The sequence below is a fragment of the Mycobacterium sp. OAS707 genome, from assembly GCF_014873705.1.
Taxonomy (GTDB): domain Bacteria; phylum Actinomycetota; class Actinomycetes; order Mycobacteriales; family Mycobacteriaceae; genus Mycobacterium.
Genome location: NZ_JADBDS010000005.1, coordinates 1 through 13,210, shown reverse-complemented (window position 1 = coordinate 13,210; position 13,210 = coordinate 1). Strand labels below are relative to the sequence as shown.

Sequence of the window (13,210 nt, the reverse complement as noted above, 5' to 3'; positions counted from 1 at the left end):
GACTGCGACCTAGAACGGATACGCGGTCGTAAGGACACCGACGGTGAGCATGACCAAGCCGACGACGCTGGCGCGCCAAATGGCCTTCTTGTGATGGTCGCCCAATTCGACTTTGGCTAGTCCGACGAGCAGGAGGAAGGACGCCACCAAGGGGCTGGAGGTGTGCAGTGGCTGTCCGATGATCGACGCGCGGGCCATCTCTTCAGAGCTGATGCCATAGTGCGACGCCGCTTCGGTCAGCACCGGTAGAACTCCGAAGAAGAAGGCATCATTGCTCATGAAGAAGGTCAGCGGAAGGCTCAGCAGACCCGCGACGATGGCGAGATGCGGGCCGAAACTGCTGGGGATGATGTGAACCATCCAGGCGGCCATGGCGTCGACCATGCCAGTGCCGTTGAGCACGCCGGTGAGCACCGACGCGGCGAACACCATGGCCACCACCGACACGACGCTCGAGGCGTGGGCCTTGAGTTGCTCGGCCTGTTCGGCTACCCGGGGAAAGTTGACCACCAAGGCGATCGCGACGCCAAGCATGAGAATCAGTGGCGGCTCGACGATGCCCCACACCAGCGCGGTCATCACCGCAGCGGTCAGCGCGAAGTTCAGCCATACCAGCTTCGGTCGCGCCTTGGGGCGGTGTAGACCCGCCTGGGCGTCACTCGGCAATTCGGCGAAGTCCCCTCTGTCCTCATGGGAGTCGCTGCTCCCGCCCGTGCCCACCTCGCCGCTAGCAGTCGGCGCGGATGACGCCGTCGATGCCGTCGTCGCGACGGTGGCCAACTGCTCGGCCTGCATCCGGATCGATTCGACCTCAACACCTTTGGCTTCTGTGCCGCTCAACGACAGCCGGCCGACACGTTTACGTTCTCTGCGCCCAAGGAAATACGCCAAGACCAAGACCGCCACGATGCCGGCAAGAATCGCCGGAATCATCGGCACGAAGATGTCGATGGGCGAGATGTTCAGAGCAGCGGCAGCGCGCGCGGTAGAGCCGCCCCAGGGCACCGTATTGAGCACGCCGTTGGCCGTCGCTGTGACCACAGTCAACACGACCGGGCTCATCCGCAACTTGAGGTAGATCGGCAGAAACGCGGACGTGACGATGATGAATGTGGTCGAACCGTCACCGTCGAGGGACACAATGGATGTCAGCAGCGCCGTGCCCACGACGAGCCGCATGGGATCGTTCTTGACGAAGCGCAGGATCAACCTGATCAGCGGATCGAACAACCCGACGTCGATCATGATCCCGAAGAAGGTTATCGCGAAGAACAACAGGGCCGCGGTGGGCGCGAGTTTGAGCAATGCCTCCTTGATCATGTCCGAGAGTCCGAGGCCCGCACCGGCGAACAATCCGAAGATGGTGGGTACCAAGATCAGTGCCGCAACGGGGGTCACGCGTTTGGTCATGATCAGGTACATGAACGCCGTGACCATGGAAAAACCGAGTATGACGAGCATCGCTTTCCCTCCGCTGGGTGATGTGCATCATGGTATACCATAGCGCATGCTTTAGCGCATTCCAAGTGGTGCGTTATGATGAATGTCATGGCGGGCGATAGCAAAGCCGACCAGGTCTACACGGCGCTGCGCGACGAGATCGTGACCGGTCAACTGCGACCGGGGCAGTCGCTGAGCGTCCTCAAGATGGCCGACCGCTTCGGAGCCTCGCGCACCCCGGTACGAGATGCGTTCGTGCGTCTGGAATCTGACGGCCTCGTGTCGCTCATTGACCGCCAGGGCGCGCGGGTATCACCAATCACATTCCGGGGGGTGCGTGATCTGTTCGAGATGCGGACCCTCCTCGAAACCGCCGCCACACGGCATGTCGCCGAGGCGGCAGATTCAGACGAAAAGATTCGGGAGGTCTTCACCGACCTCACGGATCAGTTCAAGAAGGTTGCGAGACAGAAAGATTCACCCGCCCGGCGGGAAAAGTTCTACGAGCTGGCGGAAGCTTACGATCAAGCGATCATCGCCAACACACGCAATCAGCACCTCTCGCGAATGATTGCAGAGATGCGACCGCACAGCGCGCGACTACGCGTCATCGCGCACTCGCCGCAGCGTCTTGGGGTATCCCTCGACGAGCACCTCGCCATGTGTCGGGCCATCGTCAACCGCGACCCCGACGCTGCCGCTGGCGCCTGCGCAGAGCATCTCGTCAACACCCAGAAAACCATTCTCGACGCCGTCCTCAATTCCGACGACGCCGCGCTACCGCTAGACATCGTCAGCACGTGATCCGCGGCCGCGGCTAGCCGGTCCTCACAATCTCGACGCGATGCCGACCTGGCGTCCGAGCGCTTCCAGATCGGCGCGGGTCTGATCGGGTAAGAGGATGCCGCCGGCATCGAAGCAGGCTTGTTCATTGCGGTCCTCGAGCTCGCCCGGGTAGTAGATCTCGGTGCTGCCTGCGGCCAATGGTGCGGTTTTGACTTCGTCGATGAGCTGGCCGACGGCGTCGAGGTAATCGTCAACGTCGGCCATGGCGGCGACATTGATAGCAATGAACAAATGTCCTGCGCCGCTTGGCTTATCAGCCTCGTATGGGCCACCGACGCGAGTGGCGGTGTTAGAGCCGGTGAGTGCGCCGGACACCACGTCCATCATGAACGTGATGGCATAGCCTTTGTGGCCTGCCATCGGCAGGATGACCCCGGCGATGGCCGCATCGGGATCGGTGGTGGTGTGCCCTTCGGCGTCCATGGCCCAGTCATCGGGGATTGATTCACCGCGGTTGCGTGCCAGGTAGATCTTGCCGCGGGCCACTGCCGTATTCGCGATATCCACGGCGACAACGCCGTTTGGCGCGGGGGCTGCGATCGACCACGGGTTCGTGCCAAGAACCTTTGTGCGGCCACCCCACGGAGCGATCGCCGGACTGGCGTTGGTAGTCAAGATGGCCACACATCCATCGCGTGCGGCGGCCCGCGTGTAATACATGGCGGTGCCGAAGTGGTTGGAGTTGCGCACACCCACCACGCCGACTCCATACGTCCGCGCACGCGTCACAGCCTCCCGGCGCGCTAGATCGGTGAGGACTTGCCCGACCCCAGCTCGGCCGTCCAGAAGCAACAGCGCCCCCGCATCGATGATCGTTTCGGGCTCGGTGCGCGCGGTCATCGCGCCACTGGCTATGCGCGCGGCGTACCACGGCAGCCGCAGCACGCCGTGGGACTGGTGGCCCCACAGATCTGCCTGAACCAGACTGTCCAGAACCAGATCTGCGTGCTCGGGGGGCACGCCGAGAGCCCGCAGAATCTCGCACCCATAGTCCATGAGGACTTCGGGTTTCACGCGGTCTTGCAGCATGTGCGCACCTGTTCCGAATTGCGAGTTGTACCGTATGGAATACTTAATGGAATACTATAAAGAATGCCGCGCCTGGTCAAAGGAGCGTCGGAACAGGAGAGGCGATGACTACAACGATCGTCACCACCAACCCCGCCACTGGCGCGCAGTTGGCGACCTACGCTGCGATGTCGCCACAGCAGATCGATGAAGTGCTCGACGCGGCGGCCGATGCTCAGTGTCGTTGGGCCGACGACGATTTCGAGCGGCGTTCCGACGTTCTCCGGGCGGCGGCAGACATCTTGCGCCACCGCGGCGATGAGCTCGCCCGGTTGGTCACACGGGAGATGGGCAAACCGTTGCCGGAAGCGATCGCCGAGGTGCGCAAGTGCGCAAGTGGCCTGGAGTATTACGCCGACCACGCAGGTGATTTCCTGGCGGATGAGGTCTACGAAACCTCGGCCGATCGCAGCTGGGTCAGCTACGAGCCCGTCGGGGTGGTCCTGGCCGTAATGCCGTGGAATTTCCCACTATGGCAGGTCTTTCGGTTCGCAGGCCCCGCCCTAATGGCCGGTAATGCGGCGCTGCTCAAGCACTCGCCGAACACCACTGGATCAGCACTTGCATGCCAAGAGGTGTTGTCCTCCGCAGGGTTGCCGGACGGGTTGTTCACCACGCTGCTGGTCGCCGAGGCCGATGTGCCCTCCACGACCGAGAGGCTCATAGCAGATTCCCGGATCGGTGCGGTCACCATCACCGGAAGCGAACGCGCTGGCAGTGCTGTGGGTGCAATCGCCGGGCGAGAGATTAAGAAGTCCGTGCTCGAATTGGGTGGTTCGGATCCATTCGTAGTGCTGGCAGATGCCGATCTGCCTCGAGTGGCAGCGCTGGCCGTCAACGGCAGATTCCTCAATGCGGGACAAAGCTGCATTTCGCCGAAGCGACTCATCGTCGAGGAGTCGGTGGTCGAGGAGTTCACCAAGCTTGTTGTCGAACGCACGGTAGCGCTGACCGTCGGCGACCCCGAACAACGCGGTACCGATGTCGGCCCGATGGCTCGCCGGGACCTGCGTGACGGCGTCGCCGCGCAGGTCCGTGCCGCTGCCCACGCGGGTGCAACCATCTTATGCGGCGGACGGTCGCGCGATGACCTAGGTGGATTCTTCTATGAGCCCACGGTTTTGATCGGCGTCCGCCCTGGAATGAGTGTGTACGACGAAGAAGTCTTCGGCCCCGTGGCCAGCATCATCTCCGTAGCCGACGCCGGCGAAGCAGTCGACGTAGCAAACGACACCCCATTCGGGCTGGGCGCGAGCGTCTGGAGCCGAGACGTCGAAGCCGCAATCGCAGTCGGACGCCGGATCACCTCGGGCGCGTGTTTCATCAACTCGGTGGTGGCCTCGGACCCGCGAATGCCCTTCGGAGGGACGAAACGCAGCGGATATGGCCGTGAATTGGCCGCGCACGGAATACGGGAATTCGTCAACGTCCGCACCTGGTGGGCGATGAGCGAGCCACCGCGCCAACCGCCGGCATCGGAATAGGCGACATTGACAACTCAGCCGCCACGATAGGAGCTCGTCATGACCAATCTTGCTGCCGCGCAGCGATCGACACAGTTGCGAGACGGCCGAACCGCCGCGATCCTGCGCCCCGCCGAGATCACGCCCCGTCAACGAGGTGGCGGCGCCCGCACCATTCCGATGGTTTCTCAACGAGTCGGCGCCAAGGACTTCCTCAACGGCATCACCATTTTCGGACCAGGTACGGCCATCCCCGAGCACTTCCACAACTGTGACGAGTCAGTACTCGTCCTTCACGGCTCCGCAATAGCGCATATCGACGGCGAGACGTTCTCGGTGAGCACCGGAGACACTTCATTCATTCCTGCCGGAATCCCACATTTCTTCCAAAATGCCTCCGACAGCGAAGAACTGCACATCTTCTGGACCTATGCATCCGTTGATGCTGACCGCACTGTCGTTGCCACCGGCGTCACCACCCGCATCGACGAGGAACACGGCACCAACATCGGCTAGAACCGAGGAGGCGCCGCCGCTGAAGGTGCGAGGTGGCGCTGGGACCTCACCTCGGGTCCTGTTCGACCATCAGGAGGCCGACCTCGCGCGGACGATTGTCAAGGCCTTCGCGCTCCACATTGATGACGCGGACGGGAAGTCAACCCGCGCTCAACGGGCGATCGCAGAGTGGTTTACGTATTCCGCTTTGCTGCGACCCAGCAGGCCATGCATGGCACCGTCTGGCTGCCTGTGCGAGGACTATTACCGGCACCGCTAATGGCAAAACTTAGATGTCCACTTGATATCAAATTAGACAAAACGGTGAGACATCCGAAGTGTCGGTGAGTTCTTCTGTCGGTGAGCCGCACGAGTGTCGTCGGCGCGGGCGGAGATCGTGGGTATGAGCGATAAGTCGGGTTTTCGTAGCCGTCGTCGTTAGTCGTCGCAGTGGTGGTGGCCGCAGAAGCAGCGCGCGAGGCGGTTGCCTATGGTCGCCATCATCGATCGCGAGCTCGAGCGGCTACAGATTGCAGTCGCGGGAATTGACCTTCTCGCTCAAGATCACATTTCAAGCAATCGGTCTCACAGGTCTCTGGCGCGGTGAAAGTGGCTGCTAGTTAGCCCGCCCAGCGACGGCCGAGTGGCTGCGCCGCTTACGGGCCGCAGTTTATGGTGAGTTGGCCGTCCGTGCTGGTCGGCCTTGGGGAGGGTAGGTGGAGGGGACTTCGTTCGGGCGGTACCGACTCATTACATTGTTGGGCCGTGGCGGTATGGGCGAGGTGTGGCGTGCTTACGACACGGCGACCAACCGTACGGTTGCAATTAAACTGCTTCCGCCCTATCTGGCGCACGACGACACGTTTGTGCAGCGGTTCCGCCGGGAAGCGGAGGCGGCCGCGCAGCTGAGCAATCCGCATGTGATTCCGATCCACAACTATGGGGAGATCGACGGGCGACTGTATGTCGACATGCGACTCGTTGAGGGCCGCGATCTGCAGGAGGTGCTGGCCGACGGACCGCTAGGACCGGAGCGGTCGGTTCGGGTCGTCGAACAGGTCGCCAACGCGCTGCACGCCGCGCACCGAATTGGGTTGGTGCATCGCGACGTCAAACCGTCCAACATCTTGCTCGACGAGGACGACTTCGCCTATCTGATCGACTTCGGGATCGCTCGTGGCGCGGACCAGACGAGTTTGACGAGCACAGGCGGCGTCATCGGCACGTGGCACTACATGGCGCCCGAGCGGTTGAGCGCACGCGAGGCGGACGCCCGCTCTGACATCTACGCATTGGCTTGCGTCTTACACGAGTGCCTCACCGGCAAGAGGCCATTTCCGGGTGACAGTCTGGAAAGCCAAGTGGCAGCACACTTGACGACTCCACCGCCAAGACCGTCAACTATTCGCGCTGGTGTGCCAGCCGAGCTCGACCCTGTCATCGCCAAGGGGATGGCGAAGAACCCCGACAAGCGATACGCGACAGCATTGGAGTTAGGGCGCGACGCCCGCGACGCCGTGACTGCGCAGCCGCCCCGACAAACCCCCACGGAGCAGGCGGCTGCTGCGCGCACCGCAGCCGCCGTGCCCCACCATGAGCGGCCGCAACCGACGCCCGATCCCTTCACCTCGAAACCCACTCAACGGCGACGATCTGCCGACAACACTCCGAAAGAGTCTGAAGCGCATGGCAGTTCGGCGAAGGTATTGCCACGGAATACCGGCGGCCGGAAAACACGTTGGCGGCGTCGAACCGTCATCATCGCCGCGGTGTTGCCTGTCTTGTTAATCCTGGCAGGGTTGGCGATCGGCCGGGAGATCGTACGCAGTAATTATTACGTCACCGAACATGACGGAATAGTTTCGATCATGCGCGGCGTTCAGGGGTCCTTCCTCGGCGTCACCCTGCAGGAGCCATATTTATTGGGCTGCCTCAACGCTCGAAATGAGTTGTCCCTCATCAGCGCCGGAACTTCGCAGGACAACTTGGACTGCCGCCCGCTGGGGATCAACGACATGCGGCCCTCCGAGCGGGCACAGGTGGCCGCGGGTCTTCCTTCCGGCTCACTGGATGACAGCATCGCTCAGATCGAGGAGCTGGCACGCAGCTCGGTGCTGCCGATCTGCGCCGCCAGCACACTCCCTACAACGGACTCGCGGTGGGGCAGCGCCGAATCGGTCAATCCGGGCATCCCGGAAGTCAGTGGTGAATCTCCTGCGCCGGGGGCCCCCACGACGGCGACTGCACCCGCGCCTACCGTGACCGCGCTGCCACCACCGCCGCCGGAACCGGGCACCAACTGCCGGCAGGTTTCATGACGGTGGTGCCTACTCCGTTGATGAACGGCCTGAGCGTCTCCAGGTCAGTGGCGACGCTGAAACCATCGGCGCTCACCCCAGATGGCATTCGGCGACACTTCGCTTGTGGCTCCGCCGGTGACGTGGCCTTTCCTCCGTCGACATTCGCTAATTGGACAGCAAATCTGGCTCCAGACCCAAGGCCGCTTCAGCTATGCTCGCAAAGCGATGGTGGCTAGCTCTCCACAGGAGTTATGCTGCTCACCCGGGGTGAGCGCTTCAACGCAGGACAGATACAGCAACGGCAACTTCGCTTTGAACAAACATTTTGCAAGGCAGGGACTTCGAGGGTGACCACAACCGACTCGCGCGTCGGGTCGAGCTTCGGCAAGTACGAACTGACCGCCCTCCTCGGCAAGGGCGGGATGGGAGAGGTCTACGAGGCCTACGACAAGGAAAAGGGCCGAACGATCGCGCTCAAAATCCTGCTCGACCAATACGCCGAGGACGAACGTTTCAGGGCTCGTTTCCTACGCGAGTCCCGCGCTGCCGCCGTTCTGCAGGAGCCCCACGTCGTGCCCATCCACGACTGGGGCGAGATAGACGGCAAGCTGTTCATCGATATGCGTCTGGTGCAGGGCCAGACTCTGCACGACATGCTGTCGAACGGGCCCCTGGAACCAGAACGCGCTGTGTCAATCATTCAGCAGATCGCCGACGCCCTCGACGCCGCTCACGCCGAGCGACTGATCCACCGAGACGTCAAACCGCAGAACATCATCGTCACACCGGCCGACTTCGCCTATCTGGTGGATTTCGGAATCGCCGAGACTCAAGGCGACACTCGGTTGACCATGGCGGGGACTCAGATCGGATCATTCGCCTACATGGCCCCGGAGCGGTTCGATGATGAACCGTGCGGTCCCGCAGCCGACATCTATTCTTTGGCTTGCGTCCTCTACGAGTCACTCACTGGTGATACACCTTTCGCAACCAACAGCTATGAGCGTCTCATCGCCTCGCACATCTCCGCGCCTCCGCCACGCGCGAGTGCCGTCAACCCGCGCCTACCCGCGTCTGTAGACGAGGTCATCGCCCGCGGGATGGCCAAGGAGCCCGACGACCGCTACGGCAGCGCCGGCGCCTTGGGGCGCGCCGCGCAACGTGCACTTCGATTGGGAGCGTCTGCCTCAGTGTCTAACGCCGAGACCAGAGAAAGGCCGCACACCTCATCTGCAGGTGGCGCCGATTCTTCGTCAGACGCGGCGCACACGGGTCCGTTCACCGGCCCCACCGTGGTGCTGAACCCCCAAGATTCCGACGGGCGATCGCGCCAGCTGCTCTTACCGCTGGCGGTCGTCGGACTTGTGGTTGCGCTGCTGCTCGGCGCGATCGGCGTTGTCATCGGCTTGCTCGTATCGAAGAACTCCGGCACCACAACAACTGCCGCACCGACGGCCGCGCCGACAACCGGAGTAACAGTGCCCGGACCGACCGTCTATCAAACCGTTCCCGCGCCGACCTCCTCAGCATCCCCGCCGCCGCGGTCTGCCAATACAGCCGCGCCCGATCCCGAGGCGGCCAGCCTCGAACAGTTACGCCAAATAGCCGCCGGCGATCACGCTTCCATCCTTGCTAACGCCAATGATCAATGGGTCCCGCAACTGAGTTCCAAGCGGCCCGGGGTCTTCGATCAAGGTGTGGTGTGGGACAACGTCCGCACCTTGCAGGAACACCTTCGACTGAGGCAGCAGTACGGCGCTAAGTTGCTGTGGTCAGGGGACTGGTCGACGTTCAGCGACGGGGACTGGTGGGTCACCATCGCGCCGCTTCTCTTCACAGATTCCAGCGGCGCGCTGCAATGGTGTCGGGAGCAGGGCTACGACCGGAATCATTGCTTCGCGAAGCTCATCAGCACCACCCATGGAGTCGCTGGAAGTACCGCGTACAACTGATGAATGCTGTGCAATGACCCACGGCTGCCAACCGGGCACCGGCGCTAACGACAGGCATCACCCTTCTCGCCTGTGCGCCAAGCGGTTCGGCATAACCCACGCAGTTCGGCTGGCGCTCGCCGTGGCTTCCTGGGCGATCGTGCTCGCTGGATGCAGCCATCACACTGTGCTCGACGGACGCGCCCTTTCCATGCGCTATGACCCAATGCGAGTCGCCGGCTTGCCGGCGTCTGACGGTCCCAGCGGACCGCGCCAGCCACTACCAGCCGTCGCGAACAAGGTGCGCAATACTGATGGCGGCGACATCGACCGCGCGGCCCTATTAGCCGTACAAGACATCGAGAACTTCTGGGAAGACCAGTATTCGAACTCGTTCACGGGCCAGTTCACGCCCGTCTCCTGGCTGATCTCTGTGGACCCGACCGATCAGGATAGCCCCGACATCTGCGGCGCACAGGCAGCAGAATTCGACTTCAACGCACTCTATTGCCGCACCGATAACGTAATCGCCTGGGACCGAACCGATCTAATGCCGGTAGCCAAGAAATACTTCGGCGACATGGCCATCAACGGGCTGCTCGCCCATGAGTACGGCCACGCCGTGCAGTGGATGGCAAAACTGGTCGGTGAAGACAACCCGAGCACGCTGGTTCGAGAACAGCAGGCCGACTGCTTCGCGGGCACATACATGCGGTGGGTGGCCGAAGGACACTCGCCTCGCTTTACCATCAACACCACCCGCGCACTCGATCAGGTGATCGCCGGTGCGATCGCCGTACGTGACCCGATCTCCACGCTGGCAGACCTGTCAGTAGAGGTTCCATCGCATGGCACCGCACTCGATCGGGTCAGCGCCTTTCAGATGGGGTTCGATGTCGGCGCATCCAGTTGCGCCGCCATAGACGACTCCGAGATCGCCCAGCGCCGCGGCAACCTCCCGAATTCGTTGTTCGATCCGGCGAGCCCGCAAAGCGATATGACAATCGACGCCGATACCTTATCGACGCTCCTGGAGTTGCTCGGTCAAATCTTCGCGCCCGCACAACCCCCAACCCTGTCGAGCTCAGGCACGGGGTGCGGCGGCAGCGCGCAGCCGCCACCGGCCGCCTATTGCGCCGCAACGAACACGATCACTGTGAACGTACCGCTGTTGCAGCAGATTGGAACGCCCGCCGACGAACACCAAAACGTTCTGCTACAAGGGGACAACACAGCGTTATCGGTCGTGACATCGCGTTACGTGCTTGCGCTACAACATGAGCGAGGACGGCCAGTCGACTCGCCAGTGGCCGCGATGCGTACCGCCTGCCTCACCGGAGTCGCTCAGCGCAGAATGGCAGATCCGGTCGTCACGCCATCGGGACGACAGCTCGTCCTCGGAGCCGGCGACCTTGACGAAGCCGTCTCAGGATTGCTCACCAATGGCATGGCGGCTAGCGATGCCAATGGAACCGTCGTCCCGTCAGGCTTCACCCGAATCACTGCATTCCGCACGGGCCTGCTTGGCGATGCCGATGGCTGCTACAGGCGATTCCCCTAGTGCCGGTGCGGCAGTCATGAGCACTACTCGTTGCGAGGCGAGTAGGACATCGCCGGGCTGCCTAGGCGGGCCCGTCGATGCAGCAGGGTCACCGACACCGCACGTGCCGGCAGGCCGTGCTACCCCCCGCGGGATGGCCCCATGACAGGTCCACCGCCGCCCTCCTTCTCGCCCGGGCCCTCACGGGGATCGCAAGGCGCAGACCCCACGTCCGCCACCTGGCAGACCCCGACCAACGATCATCCCGAGGCGACCGACTCGTCGAGATCCCCGTCGGGCACACCGCGACTAGTTCGAGACGGCCTGGCACAGCGCACTTCTGACCCCGCACGTAACGAAGAACCCTGGTGGCGAAATGTGAACCAGGAGGTGCCGATGCCGTCCCGGCGCCTCACCCGCCGACCCCCACCTACAGCTCCGGTCGAGGGTCGCGCTGCGGATTCCTCAGCGCCGCCACGCAACTCCCGTCAGGCCGCAGTGCGCCCAGCGACGAGACCCCGAGGCCAGGAGCAGCAGCGTTCCTCGACGAAGGCTAGAGGGCCGCTGTTGAAATTCCTGATCGCATCGGGCGTCGCTGTCGTTCTATTTGAGTTGGCCGCGCTGTGGCTGGTGGTGTCCAAACTGGACGTCCGCGAGGACAAAACGCTCGACGTGTCCAAGGCGCAGGCGGATGTGAAAGCGGTCTTAGCAGACCCCACGGACGGCTACGGCGTCAGCGACATTGACGACATCGAGTGCAACAACGGACAGAACCCGCCCATAGTGCCCGGCGGTACCTTCACGTGTGAAGTTGTCATCGCCGGCACGAAACATGTTGTCACTGCTGTCTTCCAAGACTACAGCGGCACCTACGAAGTAGACAGGCCGCGTTAGCCGTGCATTCCGCGTCTGGTCGTGCTCATGCCCATCCACGTCGCAAGCGTTGTGCGTCAGTCACTTTGGGGCTGCACTCGTGATCAGTCCATCGGCAGGAGGATCATGCCCGAGCTCGACCACCCACGGGTCTCGCGAATTACTATCGCCCTAGGCGCGACATCACTGCTCATCGTCGCGAGCTGCGCACACCAAACAGGTGCGCCTACCGCCAGCGTGACCCTATCGACAGCGGCATCCACCGCCGCATCATCGCAAGGTAGCAGTCAGCCCCCGCCGTCGGCGCCCGTGCCCACGTCAGCCCAACCACTGACCAAGACAACGTATGCACTTCCAGGTTGCTGGCGACCAGGCGAACCAGAGCCTCCTACCGAGGTGGCGCTCCGGGGTTGCATGTGGAACACCCTTTCACTGGAAAACATGTCCTGGAGTTCGTGGGGGTCGCAAGGAGCCGACGGCACGGGCACCGCTGTCCTCAACACGTGCGAAAACGATTGTGCAGACGGGCCATACATCAAGAACCCAATCGTCGTCCACGCCACCGACGCGAAGCCGGCGCCAGACGCGCGTTGCCCCGGCAATCTTCTCTTCTACACCGACATCGTCTTGGCGTTTCCGCAGAGTCTGCCGCCGCCGAAGTATCTACCGGCGAACACGACCCGGTATATGGGGATGACCGCGATTCATAATCCTCGAGATATCGGGCCCGACTGCCAAACAGCCGGATAGGCTCGCCTGAGCCATGTCGTGTCTTGGATCTGGCGACAATTCCATTCGTCTGAAAATCGAAGTGGGGCAGCGGAGTTGGTCGACGTCACGACGGAAGGACTGTCAGCCACCACAGCGTGGGTTCGGTCCCTTCACCGCCGCCATCCGCAGCACCGAAGCATCGACCTGCGGCATTGTTAACTCGCCCGCGGCGAGAGCGCGCTCCAGCCGATCCAGCACCGCCGGGAGCTCGTCGGCGCTCACCCACACGACGTTGTCCGCACCGGCCTGCAGCGCGCGCAGAGCCGCCTCGGCGATCCCCATCCTCGCCTGGACGTTGGACAGATCGTCCGTGAACACCGGGCCGTTAAACGGCGGGCCGCCGAAGTCTCCCGAGCGCAGAAACGCATACGCCGCCGGACTTAGGCTCGCCGGGTCGCTGCCGGTCAGCCCTGGCACCTCGATGTGGCCGACCATCACGCCGACGGGGCCCTGAGTGGTCAGCGTGCGGTACGGGATCAGGTC

10 protein-coding genes are annotated in these 13,210 nt (G+C 62.9%); 7 read left to right on the top strand and 3 right to left on the bottom strand.

Annotated features, from left to right (window positions below):
• Positions 1-9: 9 nt before the first annotated feature.
• The gene (locus GGC64_RS28655; RefSeq protein WP_192725991.1) at positions 10-1,461 is read right to left on the bottom strand and encodes a CitMHS family transporter; all 1,452 of its coding nucleotides are present in this window, start codon (positions 1,459-1,461) and stop codon (positions 10-12) included.
• Positions 1,462-1,548: 87 nt separating this feature from the next.
• Here GGC64_RS28655 and GGC64_RS28650 point away from each other — a divergent pair, with 87 nt between their 5' ends.
• A complete protein-coding gene (locus tag GGC64_RS28650) occupies positions 1,549-2,244 on the top strand; it encodes a GntR family transcriptional regulator (protein WP_192725990.1) in 696 nt (231 codons plus the stop codon).
• Between the two features lie 24 nt (positions 2,245-2,268).
• Here GGC64_RS28650 and GGC64_RS28645 read toward each other — a convergent pair whose 3' ends face one another.
• Positions 2,269-3,315: an Ldh family oxidoreductase gene (locus GGC64_RS28645; RefSeq protein ID WP_192725989.1), complete on the bottom strand. Its 1,047-nt coding sequence runs from the start codon at positions 3,313-3,315 to the stop codon at positions 2,269-2,271.
• A 104-nt stretch (positions 3,316-3,419) separates the two neighbouring features.
• Between GGC64_RS28645 and GGC64_RS28640 the strand changes: the two genes are divergently transcribed.
• The 6 genes from GGC64_RS28640 (at position 3,420) to GGC64_RS28615 (ending at position 11,977) form a co-directional block, all read left to right on the top strand.
• Positions 3,420-4,838, top strand: coding sequence for an NAD-dependent succinate-semialdehyde dehydrogenase (locus GGC64_RS28640; protein ID WP_192725988.1), 1,419 nt, complete (start codon positions 3,420-3,422; stop codon positions 4,836-4,838).
• A 39-nt stretch (positions 4,839-4,877) separates the two neighbouring features.
• The gene (locus GGC64_RS28635; protein WP_192725987.1) at positions 4,878-5,333 is read left to right on the top strand and encodes a dimethylsulfonioproprionate lyase family protein; all 456 of its coding nucleotides are present in this window, start codon (positions 4,878-4,880) and stop codon (positions 5,331-5,333) included.
• A 695-nt stretch (positions 5,334-6,028) separates the two neighbouring features.
• Positions 6,029-7,630, top strand: coding sequence for a serine/threonine-protein kinase (locus GGC64_RS28630; RefSeq protein WP_192725986.1), 1,602 nt, complete (start codon positions 6,029-6,031; stop codon positions 7,628-7,630).
• Positions 7,631-7,959: 329 nt separating this feature from the next.
• Complete coding sequence (locus GGC64_RS28625; protein ID WP_370582382.1) at positions 7,960-9,564, top strand: serine/threonine-protein kinase; 1,605 nt, start codon at positions 7,960-7,962, stop codon at positions 9,562-9,564.
• Between the two features lie 13 nt (positions 9,565-9,577).
• Positions 9,578-11,104 (top strand): neutral zinc metallopeptidase, encoded by a 1,527-nt coding sequence (locus tag GGC64_RS28620; RefSeq protein WP_192726445.1) that lies wholly within the window; start codon positions 9,578-9,580, stop codon positions 11,102-11,104.
• Between the two features lie 546 nt (positions 11,105-11,650).
• Positions 11,651-11,977, top strand: a complete 327-nt coding sequence (locus GGC64_RS28615; RefSeq protein ID WP_192725984.1) for a DUF4333 domain-containing protein — start codon at positions 11,651-11,653, stop codon at positions 11,975-11,977.
• Positions 11,978-12,808: 831 nt separating this feature from the next.
• On the opposite strand, the gene GGC64_RS28610 is transcribed toward GGC64_RS28615, so the two are convergent.
• On the bottom strand, positions 12,809-13,210 hold a 402-nt coding region (locus tag GGC64_RS28610), incomplete at its 5' end, for a glycoside hydrolase family 3 N-terminal domain-containing protein (protein WP_304611131.1).